Below are 21,990 nucleotides of genomic sequence, written 5' to 3' on the forward strand. Positions count from 1 at the left end.
TAATTATTTCTCAAGCCATGATTGATGGCTGTACCATCGCGCCCAAAGCGGCCGCCTTCGCAGACATGGAGTTTTGCGATGACTGCGATCCAATCGAAAAGTGTTTTCCTGTACAGCGAGATCAGGCGTGCGCTGCGGTCGGGACCCTACCTTCCTGGACAGCGGATCGATCCTGCGACCCTCGCCGGGGAATTCCATACAAGTGCCACGCCAGTCCGGTTCGCCCTGTACCGCCTCGTCGGCGAGGGCCTGATCGCCGATCACGCTCGCAGCGGCCTCTATGTTCCCCTGCTAACCGAGGTCGCACTTCGCGACCTGTACGACTGGATGCGGCGTCTGCTGCTGATGGCCTGCGACATCGGGACAGTATCCACACCTGTCACGACTTCGGACCTGACGGCTGTTGCGTCCGAGGACGACGTACCCACGGTGACCTGGCAGCTTTTCGACGCGATCGCCCGGGCAACCGACTATCGGCCCTTGCACCAGGCCGTGACGCAGGCCAACGACAGACTGGCGCCGATTCGGCGGTCGGGGCGTGTCGACGACGCATGCGAAGAGCTTTCCGCACTGATCGGGCATTGGCAGAAATGCGATATCCGTTCCCTCAGAGCCGGACTGAACGCCTACCACGAGCGCCGCAAGAAGCTGGTTCCGCACATCGTTGCTTCCCTTGGCGACGACAGCGATCTTCTCCACTGACTCTCGAAAGCACGCCATGCAGTAGTCGCCTTCGTGCCACCTTCGCGATGACACTTGCTGCCGTCGCGTTTCGACTGCCGAGCCAAGCATCCGTGGACCATCCACGTCCATTTGCGTGCTTGAAGGAGCAAGCTTTCTGGCCAAGCATCACGGCGCGTAAAGAATTGTGGATAGACGACGCAGAAACTATTTGAAAATCAAGATTTTGAACACCTACCCTGATTTCGTCATGGGACATCCATGACGCAATCGGAGAAGACAGCAATGAACGCAAACGAGAGCACCCGCACGGATGTGCAGGAAGACCTGATCGAACTCGGCGTCGCAAGCGTCGAAACCCTTGGCAAGCTCGGCCCGACCGATGAGGCCGTGTTCCATCGCATCATGCCAGGCATTTCGGAAGAATGACCGACCGACCGGGCGCACCGAAAGGTGCGCCCACTGCCGGGAGCACGACACGTGCGCTACAGCCTTCCATACAACTTGTCTTACTGCCTGATTGACGGCCATGCCATCTTTCTGGATATCAATTCGGACCGGTATTTCCGCCTGTCCGACGCGCTGGAGGCCGAATTTCTCGCATATGTATCCGGAGGCGAAGCCGGCCATGCATGCGTGGATGCGCTAGTCGATCGCGAAATTCTGGTTCCGGACTTATCCATGCGCACTCGGCCCCCTGCTCTCCCACAGCCTTCCCGAAGCGCCCTCGAACTGGAAGTGCGCGCCGGTTCCGCTCGCATCGCGGCGATCATGCAGGTGTTCGCGATCGTCTTGCGCACAAGACGGCGATTGCGCAACCTCTCGCTGTGCGCGGTTCTCGACGATGTCGTGCGCTGCCGTGAAAGACACCGGTCGAATGCGGTTGGCGCGGAGCATCGCGAAACGCGCGCGCTCGATGCTGCCTGGCGATTTGTCCGTGCCCGCCCGTACGTGCCTTTCGAAACGTCGTGCCTGCTGGACTCGATCGCGCTGGCGAGTTATCTGGCGAAAAATGGCGTGCAGGCGAACATCGCGTTCGGCGTCACCAATGATCCCTTCTCCGCACACTGCTGGGTGCAGGTCGGAGACCTCGTGCTTAACGATACTGTTGGAAATGCCACCGCCCACACGCCCGTACGGGTGATCTGATGTCCTGTCGCTACATCGCAGTGCTGGGCGACCGTAACGGCGACGACAGCGCAATCCGAAGAGCGGCGCCCGTACTCCGGAACTCCGGCCTGTTCCCTCGCCTGCTCACTCGGTCGATTGGCCTGTTCGCAGCCGAAGGAACGCCAACGCTGGCGCTTTTCGGCAACAGCATCCTGGTGGGTCACGTCTTCCGCAGGGACGGCAGTCCGCTGCGGGCGACAGGAGACGTTCCCGGCTCATTGAACGGGCCACAGCTCCGTCGCTTCCTGCTGGAAGACTGCTGGGGCGAGTACGTCCTGATGCAACCAGACACTAACGAAAGTGCAGACCTGGTCATCATGCGTGATCCGTCCGGCGGCGTTCCCTGCTTCCATTCGGACGATGCCGAGCCGCGATTCGTGACGTCCGACATCTCGATCGCCACGCATCACGGGCTCTACCGGAAGCAAGTCGACTGGGATTTCATCAATCGCTGCCTGGTCTACCCGCACCAGGTGACGCAACGCACGGCCCTGTCCAATGTTCGCGAACTGTTGCCCGGCTGCCTGCTTTGTGTCCGCGAGACGGACGTTGCCTGCGAGCAGGCATGGTCGCCTTGGGATTTCGTCGCCTCGGGCCGACGAAACGACAACCCCGACGAAGCTGCCGCCCGTGTCCGCGACGGCGTCATGACCGCGACCAGGGCATGGGCCGACACCGACCGGTCCGTTCTGCTGGAGATGTCGGGAGGTCTTGATTCCTCGATCCTTGCAACGTGCCTGCACAAGACAGACGCCAACGTTTCCTGCTGCACGCTCGTTACTTCGGTCCCCGGCGCCGATGAGCGGCAGTACGCGGGGCTTGTCGCGGAATATCTCGGGGTTCCGCTGCAGGTCGAAGAACTGGGCTTCGGGCTCGCCCGCTTCGACGCTCCGCCGCCGTCCTGGTCGGTCGCTCCGCGCATCAGCATTCTCCAGCATGCGCTCAACGAGGTCATGACCGAAGTAGGTGGCAAGGAGGATGTCGCCAGCCACTTCTCCGGAGGAGGAGGCGACACCATCTTCTGCTATCTGGGAAACGCGGCGCCCGCGGCCGATGCTTTCAGGGAGCGCGGCGTTTCGGCAGGCACGAATGCCATCCGCGAACTGTCGCTTCTGCACCAGTGCACTTTCTGGAAAGCAGCGCGCCTGACGCTCGACAAGCTTGTCCGACAACCCAAGGCTCCATACGGCGCCGACCTGACGTTCCTGGCTCCGCAGGTCGCGGCCATGCCGCCCGACCGGCATCCATGGTTCGAAGCGCCCGGCGATGCACTGCCCGGCGACCGGCAGCGCATCGAGCTGCTGGCGGGCACGCAGCTCTACCGCCACGCCATGTCGCGTGGCCCGTCGCGCGAACTGCGCCTGCCGCTGCTGTCGCAACCCGTGGTCGAAGCATGCCTGACCGCACCGACGTGGATGTGGATCGCCGGCGGCAGGAACCGGTCGGTCGCCAGGGCGGCATTTTCGAACGATCTCCCGCGGGAAATCCTCGAGCGAAGGAGCAAGGGCGACTTCGCGCAGTACCTCGGCGCCGTCTGGCGCAGGAACGGACAACGGATGCTGGACTTTCTCCTGGAAGGCGAGCTGCAGGCCAGGGGCCTGCTGGCACCCGACAGCCTCAGGGACTTCCTGCGTCGCCGTCTGGCGCCACGGGACCGGTCGTTCTTCCGCATCTTCGAGCTGTGCATGATCGAGAACTGGGTCCGCCACCAGCGCTGATCCGTCACATCCCCCGTCAGGGTCCGGCCGCGCCACGCATGCCGACCCTCATCGCTCGCCATCGCTCGTACTGGCCGCTCTTTTCCGGACTGCCCGACTCGAAATCCTGCAGCCAGTAGCGGAACCAGTCCAGGTTGCGCTCGTACGCAGCCGCCTTGTGCACCGGCTGGAACTTCTGATGGGCTTCGTGGGGAAAGATGTAGAGATCGGCCCGGTTCTCCCGCACCATCGGGATGACGTAATCCAGCGCGTACAGATATTCCTCCTCGGGCATCTGGAGCAGCACGGGAGTCCTGATCCTCTCCCGGTTGAAGGCGGGCGAGATCCGCCTCCACTTCTTCGGTGTCGCTTCAGGGGCGCCAAGTCCCCAGGCGGCCCGCAACCCGGCAAAGAACCTTTCGCCCTGAAGGCTGCCCATCAGGTAGTAGAGCGGAGACACGGACGGCGACGTCACGGATGCGGCGGCAAGCAGGTCCGTCTCCGTCGCCACCCAAAGCGTGACCTCGCTGCCGAAGCTGAGGCCGCCCATGCCAACCCGATCCGGGTCGATCACGCCTTCGTTCGCCAGCAGTTCCACCACGCTTTTCACTGCCGAAGCGCCTTCGTCGTACCGGGCGATCGGGTCGGGCTGGTGCGGCCTGGCATTGATGCAAAGGGCCGCGATGCCGGCGTCTGCAAACGATGCCAGGGGCCATTCGTCGCCTGTTCCGCCGCGCAGAAATCCCGTGCAGCTGTAGTAGGTCACGAAGAGAGGCCGGCTTGCCGCTGCAGGTGCCTTTCCGTCGAACAGCTGCCCGGTGAACTCCCGGCCGTTCGCATCCTTCCAGCGCAGGAACCGCGAAGAAACGCTCCTCACCAGGTCGAACCGGAGCGCATCGTTCGGATCGAACATCAGTTTCCGACTTCCGGTGTCGATATCGATCCTTTCCAGCCGCGGCGGCCGGTCCGCCTCCGCCACGACACATGCCAGCGCCAAGGCCGATATACCGCACGAGCTGGAGACCTCCCTCCCCCCGTTGACGAGTCCACGGGACTGCACAACCGGCAACACCGTGTCCGTGTCGATGTTCCAGCGGAAGATGGACTGGGCCCACCCGTCTTCCAGCGGGCTCGTCGTGAACAGCACCTCGGCTGCGCCGGGCCGCCATTGCACGCTGGTGATCGCGGCGCCTGCGCACGCTTTCGCAAGGCACTTCATCCCCTGTCCACCTGCCGAACCCGGAAGGATTGCCAGCTCGATATCCGGCGCAGCCTGTGCGCCGTTCGCAGCCCGGGCATGCGTCAGCGCGGCCACCCTCCCCGTCCGCGGGTCACGAACTGCTTCCATGAGAACCTGGCCTTGCGGACCTGATCCTGCGCGAGAGTCACCGTCAGGACCGGGCGAAGCACCTTCGTTGCGCTTCCGCGTCAACAGATCAATCTCCTTCCAGCGTTCGGGAATACCGGCCAACACGCCATCGCGACTGAATCCAACCCCGCTGAATCGCTGCGTCGCCAAGCGCCCCGCGCTGTAGCCCGAGCGAAACACGCCTTGCCCGACCGGCAACGCCGCAGTTGCATGGACGCCGCGGTCGTACTCGTCCTGCTCCGCCTGGAGGATTTCGTCGCGGGTCGCACCCACGCTGTACCGCAAGCTCGTGCCGTCGTCGCTCAACGCGAAGTCACGGACATCCGCCGCATCGAAAGTAACGGGTTCGGCTCCCGAGCCATCGGCCGAAGCGCGCCATACATCGATCCGCCCGTCCAGAAGCGCGAGATAGAAGATCGACCGCCCGTCCGGCGCCCAGCGTGCCTCCGCAGGCAGGGCGCCGCCGGCCATGTCGTGCAACTGCACGCCGCCGTCCGCCACCCGCCGCGGTGGTGCATTGCCGTCCATGTCCTGGACGTACCAGACGGTGTCGTACGTGTTGCGTTCGATGGACGCACGGTCCATCCGGAACGCCACCTGACGTCCGTCCGGCGACACGACGGGCCCGGACAAATCGGCAACCTCGACAAGGCGGCGCGGCGGGACTGCTTCCGATGGCAACGGATCGAGCAATGCGATCACGATCAGCAGAGCGGCGACTTTCCGGCCCAGGTCGTCCAGGGTCATCTTCATCCACAATTCCTCTTCACGGCGAACGCGTCCACCCGGGGTGGCGGCTCATGATGTGCATCCGAATGGCACGGGGCATCGCCGTGCCCGGACTGTCTGCACGCCGCGTGCGCGGCGAACGTTCCGTCTTCCTCAGAACCGCTTCGATACGGAGAAGCTCAGGTATCGGCCGATTGCCGAGTAGTTGGTCGAGTCGTATGGCACCCAGGTTGCATCGGTCACCTGATGCAGGGGCGGCGCCCGGTCGAACAGGTTGTGTGCGGAGAGCGCGAAGTCCCAGCCCGCCGGCGAATCGCGATCATCGATGATGTAGCGCAGGTTGAGATCCGCCGTCGTGAACGAAGCCGTCTTCACCCCGTCGAACGGATTGGTCACGCCGCTGGTGTAGTTCGCAAACACCGAAGCGGTGAATCCGCCCTGCATCCAGACGAGACCCGCGCGACTGTTGACCGTCGCAGGGCTGGAGAGCGTGCCGGCAAGATCGAACGCGCTGTCCTCCGGACTGTTCTTTTGCGTGCTGTCCAGCCAGCTGGTCGAGCCTCGCAACGTCAGCCGGCCTGCGCCGACGTCAAACCGGTACGACCCGGACAGGTCGAGGCCCCTGACGTGCTGCCGGGCAACGTTGACGTACTGTGCGTAGAGCAGTGCGACGACCTTGTCCGGGTCGTAGGCGCTGCCGGTGTAGTTGTAGAAGCCGGTCGTCGTGGCGAAGATGCGCGCCTGCTCCTCCAGGGTCGGGGTGAAGTCGACGTAACGAGCATAGGCGGGGTTTGTCAATGCGTCGGCGTAATTGCCGATGGGCTGGACCACCCGCTCCGTATAGTCGATGTCGAACACGCTCAGTTCGGCCTCGAGGGCGGGCAGCGCCCGCGGATGGATCGCCAGCGCAGTCGTCCATGTGCGGGCGCGTTCGGGATCCAGATCCGGATTCCCGCCGAAAATCGACAGCACGGTCGCTTCGGGATCGGCGCTGCCGCCGAACAGGGCCGCCGGATAGAGCACGGCCCCCTGTTCCTGGTACCGCTGCAGCAACGTCGGCGCCTTGAACGACCGGCCCCAGGATGCCTTGAGCGTGTAGTCGCCGGTCGGGGCGTAGACGAGCCCGAGTTTCGGCGTGGCGACGCTGCCGAAGCTGTCGTAATCCTCGCCGCGCACGGCAGCGGTCAACGTGAGCCTCTGCGCACCCGCATCCGCACCCGAACCCGAGTCCGGGCCGATCAACGGCATGCCCAGCTCGGCATAGGCGAAGCGACTGCTCTCTCCGCCTCCGATCAGGGTCTCCCCGGATACGACGTTGCGATCGACGAATTCGTTGCGCCGGTAACCGGCGCCGACCGCGAGCCGCGCGTCACCCCCAGCCAGGGCCAACAAAGGCCCTTCCGCCCCCACCTCGTAGCTGCGGCTCTCGTTGCAAAAGCAGTCGTCGTACGGCGACGGCAACGCCTCCCCCGTATCGATCATCATCATCCGTTCCCGCTGAACGCGTCGGTCGCGACCCCAGGCCGCGCCGAGCGAGAGCTGCCAGTCGTCCGCGAACGACACTTCGACGCTCGGCGCAACCAGCGTCGTCGTCGTTTCGGGGGCGAACCGGCTGTAGTAGCTGGAGATGCCGCTGTAGTAGCTGAAGGAACGCTGCTCCCGCTCGGTCCGGAGTGCGTCCAGCCGCAGCTCCACGGCATCGCCCAGCGACTGGTGGCCGCTGACGAGGCCGCTGCGCAGCTGGCTGCCCGGATAGATGGTGGTCGGCGGGGCCATGTCCGCGGTGTAGTCGCGCTGGCTTGCCCGGATCGGGTCGACCGAGGCGTGCTTGTACGTGGCGATCAACCCGCCGTTCGACCACACCGTGCCTGCCGTTGCCGTGTACTCGCGGGTTGCCATTCCGCCGTCGGCAGTGCCGCCATAGAGCGCGCCGACCGTCGCACCGGCATAGTCGCGCCTGAGGATAACGTTGGCGACGCCGCCCACGGCATCCGAACCGTAGATCGCCGAGGCGCCGTCGGCGACGATCTCGACACGATCCACCGCTTCCACCGGGATCGCGCCGATATCCACGGTCTGCGCAAAGCCGCCATACGAGAAGCGCCGGCCGTTCAGAAGCGTCAAGCTTGCGTCCGCCCCCAGACCCCGCAGGTTCAGCGACGAGCCGCCCGTGATGTTCTGGTTGGCAATGCCCCCCGGCCCGGCCGTGGCTCCGGCAGCCACCCCGGGATTCTGGCCACCGCTGAAGTTCTGCGGGATGCTGCGGATCACCTCGCCAAGATCGGTGAAGCCTTCCTCGCGGATGTTCTCCGCGCCGATCGTGATCACCGGGGACGGGCTTGTCCCGCCGCGGATGCGGGTGCCGGTGACCGTGACCGACGCCATCTCCGTGACCGGCTGCGACACCTGCCGCGATTTCGCTTCCATGCCCGCGCGAGCAGCACTGCCTTCGGGCACGGTGCCCTGCTCCGCGACCTCGATCACGACGGTCGCGTCACCGGTCTGCCGGTAGCCCAGGCCGCTGTCCTGCAGCAGCCGGCCGAGTGCATCCTGCCAGTTCATGTGACCACGGATTGCATTCGCTTGCTTGCCCGCTACCTGTTTGGACCGATAGTGAAGCTCGATCCCACTCTGCTTGCCGAGGGCGTCCAAGGCCAGAACAAGCTTCCCGGCCGGCAGATCGAAATCCATTTGTGAGCCGGTTGCCGCGGTAGGGGCCGGAAGCCTGGGGCCAATCGTCGCCTCCTGAGCCACGGCGGCCCCGCTCATACCGGCAGCGACGACGAACATGGCCGTACAAGTGAAGTCATGCAGAGTGCTGGTCTTCATGTCGAGTCCTTGGTTTCCAACGATTGGCAACGCCGGCATTCCGGTGAGATCACGCACCGAGTTGTGCCAGCCCCCATCCGGTTGTCGGCATCAGACGTCCCCCGCTGCAGTGCCGAATCGCAATGCCATCCGTCGGAGGACCACACGCAGCCGATGCCGGAGCTACGATTTACGTAGCCATCCGGACACTACGTTAAACGTAGTAGCGGGGTCAAGCGTCCTTCGGGAAGCTCCCCATCATGAAAGTCTGGGACGTGCAAACTCGTGGCTAAGAAGGGCCAGATCCCTGTCTACAGCCGCCGACTACGAGAGGCACGGGAAGCTTGCGGCATCTCGCAGCGCATCCTGGGCATCAAGATTGGTGTAGATGAATTTGTCGCCAGCACCCGCATCAATCGCTACGAGAAGGGTGTGCACCAGCCGGCCCTGCGAATCCAGCAACGGTTGGCGATCGCCCTCGGCATGCCGCTCGCCTATTTCTATGCCGAAGACGAAGAGCTCGCGCAGTTGATCGCTGACTTCAAGCCCAAAGGCAAGAAGAGAAATCTTTGGAAGCGAGCCCGCAGCTAAGGGCCGCCTCATGCAGAAGGGAGGCAGGGCATCAGCGCCAGCCAGGAACACCGCGCCCGCCCCATCAGCAGCTGCGAGCCAGTCTCGTGGCCGTGCCGGGCCAGCAGAGAAAATTTTCTCCGCTGCCTTGCTTGCGCCCTCGTGTGGCTCGGACGCGTGACTACGTTAAACGTAGTATCGAATTCAAGCGTCCTTCCGGAAGCTTCCTTGCATGGAACTCCGGAACGTACAGACGCTTGGCTGAGAAAAGACAACTCCCTGTCTACAGCCGCCGGCTACGCGAGGCGCGGGAAGCCTATGGCATCTCGCAGCGCAATCTGGGTATCGAGGCGGGTCTGGACGACTTCGTAGCCAGCACCCGGATCAACCGCTATGAAACCGGCGTGCACCAGCCCGATCTGCAGACCCTGCAACGGCTTGCAGCGGTCCTCGGCCTGCCGGTGGCCTACTTCTACGCCGAAGACGACGAACTCGCCCGGCTGATCATGGATTTCAAGCCACAAAGTAAGCGCAAGCGCTGATGAAGCCATGGGGAGTCTTGGATGCAACTGAGCAAGCCCAGCCAACTCCTTGAGCTCTCCACCGGGGACACTGTTACCAAGCGCAACCTATTCGATCTCATCCAGTTGTCGAAAGTCGAAGGCTCTGCCTTCTGGCAGGACCGAAGCTGGCTGATCGGCAACACGCCTCAGCAGGGCATCAACTGGATAGGTGAACTTCCAGAGTGCCGCGCCGTTCTCATCAAAACCAAGCACGGATCGTACGAGAATGATGGATGGGCCGGCAGCAGCAAGAACGTTTATCACTACTCGTTCAAGGCACGTGGCGGAACGATCTCGTATACAGAGAAGGCGAACAGGGTTCTTGTCGATCAGCCCGATTACCAGTATCCGATCTTGCTGTTCACGGAGATAGACGGTCGCTGGTCATATGAAGGCCATTTCTCCGTTTCCGGCATCAGGGACAACCATGTCGTCCTGGAACGCACCACGCTTCCCCTACCGGAAAGGTCGCGGGCCCGGGTAAGCGCGAGCTCGGAGACAGACGACAGCGCCGCCATCGATGCGTTGCTGGGCGATCACAACATTCCGAGAACCGAACGTGTACAGCTGATCAAGGCCCGCGTCGGGCAAGGCTTGTTTCGTTCTCGGGTTGCGGCGATCGAGCAATGCTGCCGCATAACCGGCATAGCTGACTCTAGGTTCCTCATCGCCAGCCACATAAAACTATGGTCCATAAGCAGCAACGCCGAGAAGCTCGATGGCAGTAATGGCCTTCTGTTGACGCCGAACATCGATCGCCTTTTCGACAAAGGCCACATCACCTTCGAGGACGACGGGCGGGTGCGTGTCAGCACCGAGCTGCCAGCTAACGTGCTCATAGCCTGGGGTTTGGACGCTCCTATCCCGCCGAAACCCCTTATCCAGCAGCAACGACGCTATATGGCCTATCACCGGTCTGCCGTGTTTCATGAGTAGTAGAGAGCATCGGTTCATGAAATCCAGGCGCCGGTGACGTGAACAGACAACATAATCAGATGCTCTGAGGACGGCATCCTTGACCTAAAGGGTGATGGAGCTGACCGTCTTGACGCATCGTCGAACGCCGTCTCGTTGCTTCGGCCGTAATATTTTCAAGAGTGCAGCCACGCCTCCAGCTTCTCTCGAATTGCACCAATCTCGGGATTGTCCCGAGGGACCTTCGCAATTGTGACCTTGGCCAAACCGACGATGTCATCGGAGTTCAGCGTCACATCAAGACCTTGGGCCAAGTACGCCTTGAAAGCCTTCTTTGCTTCGCCGGAGTTTTTGCCCTCATGTCCTTTGCCCGGGTCAAGGGCCTCGAGAATCACATGCTCCGGCGTCCCTTTGGGTAGATAGCTCAAGTGCTCGCGTAGCCAGCGGAGATATTCCAGCTGCGCCCGAATCTTGGCAGTATCGTGGCCGGCCTGATCTGTCCCGCCGGGTATGTGCAGCACCGGCTTGACCCCGGTTTCTTGCTTCAACAATTCCTCCAGCTCGGGGTACCGGGCCGGAGGAACATGCAGCGGATCACTGAACTCCTGGACCTTACGTTTGTCTCCGTCGAGCAGCACGAAGACATCGTCCCCCGACACCATCGCAGAGGGACCGAAGTAAGCCAGAATCGCGTCGGCCCCTCCCGGTGCGATGCGAACCTCCAGCGCCTCTGCGTCCCCCGGATCAAGGCCTTTCGCCGCATGCTCTACGAGGATCGCTGCGATGGGATCTTCGACGAGTACCCGTCTGATGTTCTCCGGCGGCTTGCCCAACCGTTTCAAGGCGGCCGACGGGCTGCTCTGCGGCAGGATGCGCGAACGACCCGTCCCGTTATCCTCGAAAACCTTGATCGCGTTCTGCGGAAGGCTTCTGAGAAACTCCATGGAATGCGTGGAAACAACGACCTGATGCTTGTCGTGCTTGATTCGTTCGAGCAGAAACCTCAGCAGCACCCTCTGCGCGCCGGGATGGAGCGACGTTTCCGGCTCGTCCAAGAGTATGAGGGATCCGGGCGGCGCATTGAGTATCTGGACTACGGCACTCACGGCCGCTATCTCGCCGCTTCCCGCGAACGCTTCTGAGTACTGAGTCCCTCGATGGAAGACGACGCTGAGATCCTGGCCCCGGTTGCCGGGATAGAGCGAGTGCCTGACAAGCCGCGCTGACTGGTACTCGCGCCCAAGAATCCTGGAAACGTGTATCAACTCATCCTCAGTCAGAAGACGGTTCTCGAAGACTCGCTCCCTACCTCCACCCAGCTTGTATGACTTCCGGTCATCCAAGACGATCTGCTTAAGGCGCTTGGCTTCACGGAGCATCGCTTCGCGTTTGTCCCCTCCGCTTATTCCGTCGTCGAAGTAGAAGTACCTGTCGAATGACCCGAATGTGGTCTTCAGATTGATATAGACGCATGTTCGCTTGACCGGATTCCAGCGGTCTTTCGCCTTACCCTCGAATTTCCCAGCCGGTAGCGGCTGCATTCCATCTCTTGTGCTGCTTCGATATGGCTCCCAGTAGTCGCTTCCCCTCTTCTTTCCGATACGGGCCTTGCGCGTTTCCACGACCCCGTTGTACGGCTCACTCCAGTGCCCGTAGAAGAAGCGCTGCGGATCCTTCTGGCTGCCTTCTATCGGATCCAGTTCCGTCGCGAACCAGAACTTCGACGTGGAGTATCCAAAGGGCGCGCCCCACAACGCGTGCAGCACGGAGCTCTTGCCGATGCCATTTGCACCAACGAGCGCGGTCAGTGCGAAATCGAAAGTAACCGTGGTTCCCGGCTCTATGTTTTTGAACTTCGGGAAAGTGATGTGGGTGATACAGCTCTTGAGGGCGCCACCTGGCTTGAAGCCCTTGATCGTGTCGACAAGTTTTGCGATCTCTTCTTCCGTAGACATCGTGCCGTCACTTCCTAGATGGCGAAGGCAAACGCATACCGGCCTGCCGGAAACCTGACCTGCGGCCACCAAGCCGCTTTGCGGCCGCCTTTCTCCGCCGTCCTCAGCATGAAGATTGCGGGCCTTGTATCTGGCACCAATCTTGCCTCGCCTCCTGTCAGGATTCCCTGCGTTTCCCGCCGCTGGCCGACGAGGTCGCGATCGCGATCGACATATACGAAACCTGTTTTCTGATTCCGGAGGTTTGCGCATTGCCCTATGGATTCCGCAACTGCGAGCCCGTCCCAGACCAGTTCGGCAGCTTCCGGATCGGGCTGCGTGAGGCCAATGAGTCGCTTGATTGTTTCGATGGGGAACTCGCGGTACTCGCCGTCTGGTATGGATTCCAATGTCGCGTCGATTTGCGCGGTCAGGGTCGAGCTTTCGATATCGCGTCTGACCTGCGCAGGGTTGTATGATCCGCCGGCCGTGTAGACGCCAACGGCCCCCGGAACGAGCACATTCTTGCGCGTAGGCTGAAGGTTACCCTCAACATAAATTCCTCTGAACTCTTCAGCCGCTTGGCTCGAAACCAGATCGCGCAGGCTTCGCTCCATCTTGTTGATCGCCTTGAAAACGGTGTGCAGCTGCGGAGGCAGGAAAAGGCGAAGAAGCCCGATGTCCCGCCTGCGGTATCCGTACATGCGTGCATGCTGCAGGACAGTATCGGCTTGGGGCGTACGGGGATTCCTTCCGTAATAGCTGACGAGGAGGTTCTTGATCGTGACGCCTCTTCCGAGCTTGTTTCCGCCCACAAACAGGTTGTAGGGGGAGCGCACTGCTACATCCTCGTCGGTTTGTCCGTTGACCAGCTTCACTGCTATCCCGGGGCTGAAGAACTCCACTGCCTCCAATAGGTTGTCGAAGCTCGCCTGCTTGAGTGGAGGATGCGTAGATGCAAGGTCGTCGTACGCGCTCCTGAGGCGAGAAACAACCTTCTGGTCTTTCGACTTCAGCGAACCCGTCAGATCAGTCTTGTACTTCCTGAGCAGGCTGACGATATGGTTGTGATCGCTCGTCTTGGTGCTGACGTGGCAAAGAAATGCGCAGTTCTGCGTCGGCTCCGACGATCGCTTGTACGTTGCCGCGATCATGAACGTATCGAGCGCCCTCAAGAGCGAGGCCGGGATTGTCTGGGACGGTGCTGGCTGTGGTCCCGGAGTCAGACTCGCAATGTCCTGCAAGGGGAATTCATGCACCAATAGAGAGTTGTCGGAGAAGAAGTCCTCGCCGCCGACATAGTCCGCACCGGGATGGCTGAGGATCGTGAACTTGGGCCGGAATGAATGCTCTTCGGCCTGAAGGAAGAGGGCCTGTGGGGTCGCAGTCACCTGCAGGTAAGTGTTCTTGTGAAAGAACGATCTGATCTCTTCGATAAGCTCGTTTATCGCGCTTCTGGAACCATCATCCCTGCGCGCCTTGGTGTTCAGGCTGGCCTGATCCGCCTCATCATCGATGATCAGGCAGCTCACACCACGCAGCGAGCTCTTCTTGAAGTTCTCGATAAGCATCCTGAGGTGGCTGCCGTTCTTCGTGATAACGATTGCGCACGTGCCGCCCTTGATTCGCTGTATGAAGGATTCGAGGTCTTTGATGTCCTTCTTGCCTAGGATGTCGATTCCCGGAAAAGCCTCCTGCGCCCTCGCGTACGTCTGTTCGTACAGGGGGTCTATGTCTGATGTCAGGATAATTACCGTCTTGTAGCCTTCGTCCGCACCGATTGCGCCAGTCGCCGTCAGCACGCCGGTTTTCCCGCTCTGCACCAGGCCGTAGATCAGGCCATTGGTTTGCTCCTGCCCACCGCTTAATGGGTTTGCCCAGTTGGCCGCAACCTCTTCCGCCGTTCGCTGAATGTCGTCGACCTCGGACAGATTGCTCACTTGGGTGCGCAAAAGATTGAGAACTTGATCCCGATGGTTCATGCGATCTCTCCCAGCAGCCTGCTCCAGTCCGACGGCGGCACTTTGCGCTCCAATGTGCCGTTCGGCCCGCTGATCTCGAAATGCTGCCTGTGCTTGCGGGCGCATGAGACCCTGAGGGCCGATTTCCTGATGGCAGCAATGCCCGCGTACGACGCAAATGGCAGCGCAGCAACCCCGTCACTGCCGCAGATCAGGCCGATCGTTACGGGCAATTCGACGGAATTCCGGTAGAGCAGATGCTGCTCGTCTGCGGTGAAGGTGAATCCCCAAGGGCTGCGAACGCCCGTTGAGTACTTCAGATGGATCAGAGCACTGCCGTTGATCAGGAAAAACGGGGTCTTGTATGCGACGTGGGCACCCATCCCGCCTCGCAGCAGAACGTGTAAAGCGGCCCCTTCGTAGAATTCCTGCTTCTGAATGCCCATTGTCCATCTGGAGCACGCGCTTGGCCACATGGCCTTCCCCTGCGCGCGCTTGCGCCCGAGTCATCATGGACGAAGGCCTACCCCCCTGCAACAATGGCCGCCCGCGTCTTACGGGCTTCGGCAATCCTTGCCGGGACAGCTTTCGCCGCGATTGCTCGCGATCTGCTGCAGCGCGGGAACCAAGTGCTTGATGTGGACGACGACTCGGGTTTCGATGATCTCCTGCCCATCATTTGCTTTTGCGCTTGCCGCGAGCGCCGGTCCGCCGTTGCGCAGCGAGCAGCCCCTTCCGAAGCGAGCCGGCGTGGGCAGCAATGAAAGGTGGGGGCAACGCATTTCCGATCATCAGGGCAATGGCTTCCTTCCCGTGCGCTACATCGAACTGGTAGTCGCGCGGGAAGCCCTGAAGCAGCGCAGCCTCGCGCAGCGTGATCGTTCGATTGCGTGCCGGGTGAAGAAAGCGCCCCTTGGAGGGATTGTGGCACCCGCTTGTGATGGTCGGCGATACGTCGTCCCAGCTCATCCGGCCGTAAACGTCCTTGAATCCGTCGCTTCGGAGGTGACACGCTAGCTGGTGCTGCGGACCCAAATCGGAGCGGCTGCCACCATCCTTCGGAATGAGGCTTATCAGGTCACGAACGGCCTGCGACCTCTTCTCCCGCAGCGCATGGAGCGCGTCCTTTGTACGCGACGGCGCCAGCAGGCCGCTCAATGCTTGGCGTACGGTAACGCGCTCTGTAGCCGCAGGTGCGATTGATGGCGTGCAGACACGTGAAGCAAGCATGATTAGCCGCTTGCGCCGCTGCGGGACGCTGTAGTCGGCGGCGTCCAGCACGTGAACCACGACCTCGTAACCCAATGCGACGAGCTGGTTCTTCACCCTTGTGAAGCGCCCGTCCCTGCCGAGGGCCGGTACGTTCTCAAGCATCACGGTCTTCGGGTTCATCGCCTTCACGAAACGCAGGAAGTGCGAGACCAGATTGTTCCTCTCGTCGCGGACGTAGGTTTTCTGGTTCTTCGTCCGAAGGCGGGAGAAGCCTTGGCACGGTGGGCACCCGGCCAACAGGTCTAAGTCACCCCGCCGCAGGCCAGCTTTCCGCATGACACCCAGCGGCGTAACCTCGCGGATATCCTGCTTGAACAAGTGCACGTCGGGGTGGTTCAGTTCGTAGGTACGCTGCGCCTTCTCGTCGATCTCGACAGCCGCCACGACTTGAAATCTGGCTTTGAGAAGGCCGTAGCTCAGCCCGCCGCAGCCGCTGAACAGATCCACGGCGGTCATTCGCTTTGGAGCGGATCTGGGTCGTTTGGTACGTTGTTCCATGACGATCCTCAAGTGTGCTGCTGATATGTGTCGGCGCTTCTTGAGTTGACCGATTTCTTCAGAGAAACCCCGCCACACGAGGCTCCGCTTCCCACCAAACAACGCCTGCGCCCCGTTTGGAACGACCAAAGCCGGCGGCGTCCCGGGCATCTTCTCATGATCGCATAGCCCCGGTGTTTGGCAATCTAGCTGGGCGCTACGAGGAATTCCGCTGGCGCTATTGATCACCCACGGGACCTGAGCAGATGTGTACCGGTCCAACGCTTTATCCCATTGGCGCTGCCATCTGCCGCAGCATCCCGCCCGTCACCTCGGCACCTCTTGGCCCCGGAGTAGCTTCAGCAGTGCGGACAGTACATCCCGACCGTCGGCGAAGAATCCCAGGAACACGAACCGCTGACCGGAGCCGATCTGGAGGAATTGTCCCTCGCACCATTCCTCGCAAGCGATACCCCCGAACGGGATTTCTCCCTAGGCTCGATTCCCTCTCACCAACGAGCTCCACCGGTGTTTGAAAGGGATGGCATTTCGCCAACCCCTTCAGTGCCTGCGGTACGCCTAGTGCACTCGCTCCACCAGGATTAGTATCGCCCGCTGATGGAGCGGCGAGGTATAGGTGACGACCACGTCAGCGTCGATCTCCGGTTTGAACGCGGCCTTGCCGGCCTCCAGGTCGTTTGCAAATATAACCCGGGTTCGGTTATCGACGACTCCTGGAATCGTTCCCGCCCATCCCTTTACCGCCGAATCGTAATCCGAGGCGCGTAGCTTCAGCTTGACCTTCGCGTACGTCGCATCCTCCGATGTATCCGGAACATCGACGTTCTTTGGAAGAGAAGCAGCTCCTTCCTTCGAAAGCACTTGCACCGCGCCGCTCTCTCCTTCGAACTCCACAGCGGCGCCCTGTTCTCGCGCCGGTGCAGTCGCGTCAAGCGCAGCTTGCACCGCACGCTTTTGCGAAGTCTTAGAGATGGCGACGTCAATCGCCTTCTGGAAATCCTTCGGCGAGGTTTGATAAGCCTCGGCACCAATGACGATTACCGCGTTATTGTCGCCTTGTATGGTGCTCAAGGAACCGCTCGGTGCCTCGCTCGGAAGAAGGTTCAGGCTTCCGATTAGCAGAGCGCCGATTAACACGCCAATCGCAACCTTCAGCATCGGAGTCCCCCCCTCCCATGTTGTCTTGATTGTGTCGGCCACCTTGTCCACGCATTGCTCGTAGTCTTCTTTGGTTTTGAAGAGGAGCTTAATCTTCAAGTCTTCGATGAAGCTTCCGTCTTCAAGGCCGCTGACCTGCAGCTCTGCCTGCTTCACGCGTGCGCCGGTGACCGACTCAATTGCCTTCGGCAACTGCGTTTTTACTATTCGGTCCATGCCCCGCAGGGAGGCAATGACCGCCTCCACACTGACTGGTGAATCCGTCCGGAACCTAACCCGATGTTCTATCAGTACTAGGTACGGTTCTCCCTTGCTGCGACGCCGCCGCCTCGGGCGGGCTATAGCCCTCTTCTTCTTTGCTACCACAAATGCCTCCCCAGGACATTAGACCCGGGCCATCCTACACGCCGTACCGGTAGTCGAGGCATTTTCCTACCCCGAACCGTTAGCCTTACCGATACCAACTTACGCTTGTCAAGCAACTCCCAGATTCACGCACCGGGTGGGGCTGAGGATCATCAGTTGCAGTTGGTGCCGAATACTGGCGGCCTTCAAATGCCACTAGGCCATCGCGGCCGACGCGGCGGGTGGCGACGCCGAGTAACAGGGCCAGGTTCACTTTCGCTCTGCCTTCAAGCACGGAATAGATGACTTCGTAGATGCGATTGTATTCGGGCAGCATGAGCCGGAGCTTCGACGGTGCCGCCCTGCGCTTGGCCCTGTATTCTGTCCCCCGGTCGTGCGTCGTCTCGCCTGCGGCATCAGTTCAGCATTGGGGCCCTCCAGAGTGGACTCAAGTCACCGCTCCCAGACGAACCTGAGCTCAGCCGACCATTCCTCTCGCAGGCACCCGCAGCAGATTGCGTCGCCCCCCCCCCCGTGGTCAGGAGTAGACGTCCTCGATGTGCTTGGGTCGCGAGTCAGTATCATCACGACGAATCGCGGCTTCGGATCGACAGTACCCGGTCGATTCCATTCCGTGGTGGAGCGCGCCATCTAAGAATTTTTCCTGGATCGCGGCACGCGTATCAAGATGCCGCGCAATGCCAAGCTTGACATGGTGTGCATTGGCGCTGGCAGTTGTTCTGATTCGGTTTTCGGGGTCCACGTGCAGGGGGATGAATTATGGCGAACTGGGAGTTCCTGCCCAATCCGGGCAGAGAAGAGGAAGGGCTTGGCCACGCCGGTATCGAAACCTTCAAGGGTTCGCCCTACCCTGGCATTGCCCGCGAGAGTTCGCAGAACAGTCTGGATGCTGCTGCCCGCCAACCTGACGGGACGTCTGCGCCTGTACATCTTGTTTTTCGGCGCCTTTCCCTGCCCGCAGAAGAAATCCCTGGTCTGCCAGAACTGAGAAAAGCACTACGGGCCTGTCTCGATCAAGCGAAGGACAGAAATCTCAAGAAGGACAGGGACTTCTTCGAGCGGGCCAACCGTGTAGCGGCGCAACCACGAATACCCGTGCTTTCAGTTGAAGACTACGGAACGATGGGTCTCATTGGCCCGGCGGTGCAGGGCAAGCCGTTCCACGCGCTGGTGAAGTCGTCTGGCGTAAGCCAGAAGGCAGATGCCGATGCAGGTGGTTCGTTCGGCATCGGCAAGAACGCCGCCTTTGCGATTTCCGACCTGCGCACCGTGTTCTATTCGACCTTGTACGACGAGGGCAAAGGCAAGATTCATTTCGCCCAAGGCAAAAGTGTTCTTGTTTCGCATGACGCGGGCGGCGGAGAACACAACCGGGCTACCGGTTATTGGGGGATCAGCGAGTTCCTGCCTGTCGCGGATGAAGGCCAGTTGCCTGGCTGGTTAAGACGCACGGAGGTCGGCACAACGGTTGCGAGCATCGGCTTCATTGAGGAACCGGACTGGCACTGGCAGATGGTCGAGTCCCTAATTCGCAATTTCTTTTCGGCTATCAACAGTGGAGCGATCAGCTTCACTGTCCAGTGGTCGGTCGATGACTTCCTGCATATCTCACCGGAAGTTCTGGAAGGACTTTTCGATCTGAAGGAGGTTCGCGACGCTGCCGAAAGAGCCGGCACTATCGATGATCTGGACTTCAGCAAGGCGATGCTTTCCGCATTGAAATCTTCCGAAGCCGAGACCAGGACCGAAGAGTTCATCGGTGTCGGCACCTTCCGCATGACGCTCCTGCAGAGCGACGGTTTCCCACGCCGCTTGGGCATCCTGCGAAACGGCATGTACATCTCGGACAACTTGCGCCACTTCGGTCATGCAATGTCCCGCTTCCCCATGTCCAGAGACTTTGTTGCAGTGCTCGAACCAGACGACCGGGACACCAGCGGTCGGGTCAGGGACCTGGAAAGTCCGCGCCATGACGAAATTTCGGCGGAACGCCTGGACGATCTTTCCGAGCGGAGAAAACTCAAGGCCGCGATGAAGAAGGTCGGCGAATGGGTCAGAAACACGATCAAGTCAGCGACCACCAGACCTGCCGGCCCTGAAGTCCTGCTTGATGAGATGAATCGCTTCTTCTCGAAACCCAGTGCCGGGCAGACCATCCCGGATCCCGCAAACAAGAACGACGACCCCGAGCGCACGAAACTTGCTGCGCGCAATACATCGAAGCCTGCTGTCGGGGCAGGCAGTCAAGGCGAAAGCGGATCGTCCGGCGGCAAGAAGCCAAGCAAGACAGAAGGCGGGAAAACTACTGGTGGCAGGCAGGGCACCGGGCGCGGCACGGCTGGCGGCCGGGGCGGCAAAAGCATCCCTGTTGATGCATTGAGGAACTCCAGGTCTTCTGACGGAAGACAACGCATCATTGCGTTTACTCCCGGCGCTACGGGAACGGCGATTCTGGAAATTGCCGCTGTTGGTGTGACGAACGATGAAACACTGGATGTTCGCTCCGTGGACGGAAATTCCAGCGCGAAGGCACCCCGGCTTGAGCTGACCGACGGCGCAAGAAAAACGATAATGGTGGAATTCGATTCGCCCTACCACGGTCCGATCAGCGTCGTTCTCACCCCGGTCGCGGAGAAATCCGATGAGAATTAAGCAGTCCGCCAGTTTTCCTCACCCGATACTGGCCGAGGCTACGGGGGACTATGGCCCGAACAAGTTCCAGCTCTCACTCGAAGTCCAGGAACAGGCAGCCGCCGGCGATGTACATCTGACCGGAAAACTCCTGCTTGATGATGGTTCAATCCTGAAGCTGATCGAAGCTGGTCAAGCCGTTTCCGGCTTGATGATTTATTGTCAGGGAACCTACCTTGATGCATTCGAGAATCGCGACCTTGGTGATATCGAGCTTGATCTTTCAGGAGGCAAGGTACGTGGTCCGGTTCATGTACGTGGCGTTGTCGTAGCGCTGCAGGACGGTCTGAAGCTCGATTCGGCGGCTATTAGTGATGAGTTTCCAGATGAGTCCAGGTTTGTAGATGCAGGCGACCTGCTCGCCATGACTGATGAGCTCAGTTTCGAAGCGGGACTCGAGAAACTTTCTCCAATGGAATCCATTTTTCGTCTGAAACTGCATGAGGAACTGACCGAAGGCGTGTTTGCCCTGGATTTGGACGATGAAGCAATCGGAATCCTGGCTGCCCCCTCCCTGCACCGGTTCCTTAGCCTGCTGAGAGAGCAGGCAGCCAGAGATGCGCTGCTTTCATCCCTTTACCTTCCAGTCGTCATGTCTGTTCTTGATGCCATGCATGACGAGCCGGACTATGTGGATAAACGCTGGCATAGCGTGATGAGTGCCCGATGCAACGCCGAAGGGATCGATCTCGCAAACCCCGATCTGGCCAGTGCAGCGCAACGCTTGCTGGACTCTCCGTTGGGTTCCTTGCAAAGGGTTTTCGAGAAGCTGGGGGGCGCATGAACAAGTTGCTTTACGTTGGTCAGCAGGTGGCTGACGATCTGAAGAAGAAAATTGGCGAGCACCTGGAAAGGTACAGAACCGGAGATTTTCTCGACATGGAAGCCGGTGGAGACTGGCGCATTCCCCTTTCGCTGGACGGCAACCTGGCGGAACTCGGAGTCTTGAAAGCAGACGGGGGCGCGGAGGCCGAAATCCTGAACTCCCTGACTGTCGGCCACGCGCTCGTGAAACTGACTCCGACTCTGGCACGAGAGAACCGATTGTGGATTCGGCTGAGTCACATCGAGTGTCTGGAATATTCCCGCGATCGCTGGCTGCCGGCCACTCTGGATGATGAAGACGCGATCGCCAGCATTGCAAAGCACTTCTTTGCGCCTACGCTGACTGGATGCCGTGACGATCACTCCGTATCGCGCCTGTGGTGGAACTACCACATCGCCAAGCAGATCATGCCGGAGAATCCGGCCCGGGCTTTGAAGATGATGCTGGCCAGAGCAGATATCCGCCTGAACTTTCTTGAACGTCCCGGGATTGCGGCACGCCCCGCGCTTGGCAGAGGCATCATCAGAGCCTTGGAGAACAGCGTGGCACTCCTAAACGGCCAAGAGTTTTTCCGGGCTTTCATGAGGAGAGTGAACTTGCGCGGCGCCGGTATCGCCTTCGAGGTTTGGGACGACACCAGAGTTGACGAGTTCATGACCGGATGCATCGATCAAGCCGAAGGTGAGATGAAGGGGGCAGCCAACCCGGGCAAGCCTTGACTGGCGGCTCGCGGTCTCAGCAATTGAGACGAGAATCGGACATAATGTCCGCATTCCGTCCCG

At 60.7% G+C, this 21,990-nt stretch carries 17 protein-coding genes; 10 read left to right on the forward strand and 7 right to left on the reverse strand.

The genetic code is table 11. From position 1 onward, the window contains the following. Window positions 1-78: 78 nt before the first annotated feature. The 4 genes from ACFOM9_RS09020 to ACFOM9_RS09035 all read left to right on the forward strand — a co-directional run bounded on the left by ACFOM9_RS09020 (window position 79) and on the right by ACFOM9_RS09035 (window position 3,569). Window positions 79-702, forward strand: a complete 624-nt coding sequence (locus ACFOM9_RS09020; RefSeq protein WP_386709246.1) for a GntR family transcriptional regulator — start codon at window positions 79-81, stop codon at window positions 700-702. A gap of 264 nt (window positions 703-966) precedes the next feature. Continuing rightward, window positions 967-1,110: a benenodin family lasso peptide gene (locus ACFOM9_RS09025; protein WP_386709249.1), complete on the forward strand. Its 144-nt coding sequence runs from the start codon at window positions 967-969 to the stop codon at window positions 1,108-1,110. A gap of 51 nt (window positions 1,111-1,161) precedes the next feature. Further along, the gene (locus ACFOM9_RS09030; protein ID WP_386709252.1) at window positions 1,162-1,830 is read left to right on the forward strand and encodes a lasso peptide biosynthesis B2 protein; all 669 of its coding nucleotides are present in this window, start codon (window positions 1,162-1,164) and stop codon (window positions 1,828-1,830) included. Then, entirely contained in the window at window positions 1,830-3,569 is a 1,740-nt protein-coding gene (locus tag ACFOM9_RS09035) for an asparagine synthase-related protein (RefSeq protein WP_386709255.1), read from the forward strand. Before ACFOM9_RS09030 ends, ACFOM9_RS09035 begins: the two co-directional genes overlap by 1 nt. Window positions 3,570-3,585: 16 nt before the next feature. Here ACFOM9_RS09035 and ACFOM9_RS09040 read toward each other — a convergent pair whose 3' ends face one another. Together ACFOM9_RS09040 and ACFOM9_RS09045 are read right to left on the reverse strand one after the other, a co-directional pair. Beyond that, on the reverse strand, window positions 3,586-5,670 hold the full coding sequence (locus ACFOM9_RS09040; RefSeq protein ID WP_386709258.1) for an Atxe2 family lasso peptide isopeptidase: 2,085 nt from the start codon (window positions 5,668-5,670) through the stop codon (window positions 3,586-3,588). 129 nt (window positions 5,671-5,799) lie between these two features. Then, a complete protein-coding gene (locus ACFOM9_RS09045) occupies window positions 5,800-8,475 on the reverse strand; it encodes a TonB-dependent receptor domain-containing protein (protein ID WP_386709261.1) in 2,676 nt (891 codons plus the stop codon). A 264-nt stretch (window positions 8,476-8,739) separates the two neighbouring features. On the opposite strand from ACFOM9_RS09045, the gene ACFOM9_RS09050 reads away from it, so the two are divergent. The 3 genes from ACFOM9_RS09050 to ACFOM9_RS09060 all read left to right on the forward strand — a co-directional run bounded on the left by ACFOM9_RS09050 (window position 8,740) and on the right by ACFOM9_RS09060 (window position 10,523). Next, window positions 8,740-9,045, forward strand: a complete 306-nt coding sequence (locus tag ACFOM9_RS09050; RefSeq protein ID WP_386709264.1) for a helix-turn-helix domain-containing protein — start codon at window positions 8,740-8,742, stop codon at window positions 9,043-9,045. 236 nt (window positions 9,046-9,281) lie between these two features. Beyond that, window positions 9,282-9,566 carry a helix-turn-helix domain-containing protein gene (locus ACFOM9_RS09055; RefSeq protein WP_386709267.1) on the forward strand — a complete coding sequence of 95 codons (285 nt, stop codon included), beginning with the start codon at window positions 9,282-9,284 and terminating at the stop codon, window positions 9,564-9,566. A gap of 21 nt (window positions 9,567-9,587) precedes the next feature. Further along, window positions 9,588-10,523: an HNH endonuclease gene (locus ACFOM9_RS09060; RefSeq protein WP_386709270.1), complete on the forward strand. Its 936-nt coding sequence runs from the start codon at window positions 9,588-9,590 to the stop codon at window positions 10,521-10,523. Between the two features lie 155 nt (window positions 10,524-10,678). On the opposite strand, the gene ACFOM9_RS09065 is transcribed toward ACFOM9_RS09060, so the two are convergent. The 5 genes from ACFOM9_RS09065 to ACFOM9_RS09085 all read right to left on the reverse strand — a co-directional run bounded on the left by ACFOM9_RS09065 (window position 10,679) and on the right by ACFOM9_RS09085 (window position 17,691). Further along, window positions 10,679-12,457, reverse strand: coding sequence for an ATP-dependent nuclease (locus ACFOM9_RS09065; RefSeq protein WP_386709272.1), 1,779 nt, complete (start codon window positions 12,455-12,457; stop codon window positions 10,679-10,681). Between the two features lie 14 nt (window positions 12,458-12,471). Next, window positions 12,472-14,418, reverse strand: coding sequence for a Z1 domain-containing protein (locus ACFOM9_RS09070; RefSeq protein ID WP_386709275.1), 1,947 nt, complete (start codon window positions 14,416-14,418; stop codon window positions 12,472-12,474). Then, window positions 14,415-14,843 (reverse strand): hypothetical protein, encoded by a 429-nt coding sequence (locus ACFOM9_RS09075; RefSeq protein WP_386709278.1) that lies wholly within the window; start codon window positions 14,841-14,843, stop codon window positions 14,415-14,417. The genes ACFOM9_RS09070 and ACFOM9_RS09075 overlap by 4 nt, the downstream gene beginning before the upstream one ends. Window positions 14,844-15,072: 229 nt before the next feature. Next, the gene (locus ACFOM9_RS09080) at window positions 15,073-16,125 is read right to left on the reverse strand and encodes a DNA cytosine methyltransferase (RefSeq protein ID WP_386709281.1); all 1,053 of its coding nucleotides are present in this window, start codon (window positions 16,123-16,125) and stop codon (window positions 15,073-15,075) included. A gap of 600 nt (window positions 16,126-16,725) precedes the next feature. Beyond that, a complete protein-coding gene (locus tag ACFOM9_RS09085; protein ID WP_386709284.1) occupies window positions 16,726-17,691 on the reverse strand; it encodes a hypothetical protein in 966 nt (321 codons plus the stop codon). Window positions 17,692-18,450: 759 nt separating this feature from the next. Here ACFOM9_RS09085 and ACFOM9_RS09090 point away from each other — a divergent pair. The 3 genes from ACFOM9_RS09090 to ACFOM9_RS09100 are packed head-to-tail and all read left to right on the forward strand — an operon-like array spanning window position 18,451 to window position 21,927. After that, complete coding sequence (locus ACFOM9_RS09090) at window positions 18,451-20,343, forward strand: hypothetical protein (RefSeq protein ID WP_386709287.1); 1,893 nt, start codon at window positions 18,451-18,453, stop codon at window positions 20,341-20,343. Then, window positions 20,333-21,166, forward strand: coding sequence for a hypothetical protein (locus ACFOM9_RS09095; RefSeq protein ID WP_386709290.1), 834 nt, complete (start codon window positions 20,333-20,335; stop codon window positions 21,164-21,166). Before ACFOM9_RS09090 ends, ACFOM9_RS09095 begins: the two co-directional genes overlap by 11 nt. Next, complete coding sequence (locus ACFOM9_RS09100; protein ID WP_386709293.1) at window positions 21,163-21,927, forward strand: DUF6339 family protein; 765 nt, start codon at window positions 21,163-21,165, stop codon at window positions 21,925-21,927. The genes ACFOM9_RS09095 and ACFOM9_RS09100 overlap by 4 nt, the downstream gene beginning before the upstream one ends. Window positions 21,928-21,990 lie beyond the last annotated feature (63 nt).

This window comes from Luteimonas notoginsengisoli, assembly GCF_042648885.1.
Taxonomy (GTDB): domain Bacteria; phylum Pseudomonadota; class Gammaproteobacteria; order Xanthomonadales; family Xanthomonadaceae; genus Luteimonas; species Luteimonas notoginsengisoli.

What these genes read in the sequence shown, in the direction of transcription:
- ACFOM9_RS09095 (WP_386709290.1), top strand. Translation starts at nt 20,333, where the DNA reads ATGAGAATTAAGCAGTCCGCCAGTTTTCCTCACCCGATACTGGCCGAG.
- ACFOM9_RS09090 (WP_386709287.1), top strand. Translation starts at nt 18,451, where the DNA reads ATGGCGAACTGGGAGTTCCTGCCCAATCCGGGCAGAGAAGAGGAAGGG.
- ACFOM9_RS09060 (WP_386709270.1), top strand. Translation starts at nt 9,588, where the DNA reads ATGCAACTGAGCAAGCCCAGCCAACTCCTTGAGCTCTCCACCGGGGAC.
- ACFOM9_RS09070 (WP_386709275.1), bottom strand. Translation starts at nt 14,418, where the DNA reads ATGAACCATCGGGATCAAGTTCTCAATCTTTTGCGCACCCAAGTGAGC.
- ACFOM9_RS09075 (WP_386709278.1), bottom strand. Translation starts at nt 14,843, where the DNA reads ATGGGCATTCAGAAGCAGGAATTCTACGAAGGGGCCGCTTTACACGTT.
- ACFOM9_RS09100 (WP_386709293.1), top strand. Translation starts at nt 21,163, where the DNA reads ATGAACAAGTTGCTTTACGTTGGTCAGCAGGTGGCTGACGATCTGAAG.
- ACFOM9_RS09040 (WP_386709258.1), bottom strand. Translation starts at nt 5,670, where the DNA reads ATGAAGATGACCCTGGACGACCTGGGCCGGAAAGTCGCCGCTCTGCTG.
- ACFOM9_RS09035 (WP_386709255.1), top strand. Translation starts at nt 1,830, where the DNA reads ATGTCCTGTCGCTACATCGCAGTGCTGGGCGACCGTAACGGCGACGAC.
- ACFOM9_RS09020 (WP_386709246.1), top strand. Translation starts at nt 79, where the DNA reads ATGACTGCGATCCAATCGAAAAGTGTTTTCCTGTACAGCGAGATCAGG.
- ACFOM9_RS09025 (WP_386709249.1), top strand. Translation starts at nt 967, where the DNA reads ATGAACGCAAACGAGAGCACCCGCACGGATGTGCAGGAAGACCTGATC.
- ACFOM9_RS09065 (WP_386709272.1), bottom strand. Translation starts at nt 12,457, where the DNA reads ATGTCTACGGAAGAAGAGATCGCAAAACTTGTCGACACGATCAAGGGC.
- ACFOM9_RS09080 (WP_386709281.1), bottom strand. Translation starts at nt 16,125, where the DNA reads ATGACCGCCGTGGATCTGTTCAGCGGCTGCGGCGGGCTGAGCTACGGC.
- ACFOM9_RS09045 (WP_386709261.1), bottom strand. Translation starts at nt 8,475, where the DNA reads ATGAAGACCAGCACTCTGCATGACTTCACTTGTACGGCCATGTTCGTC.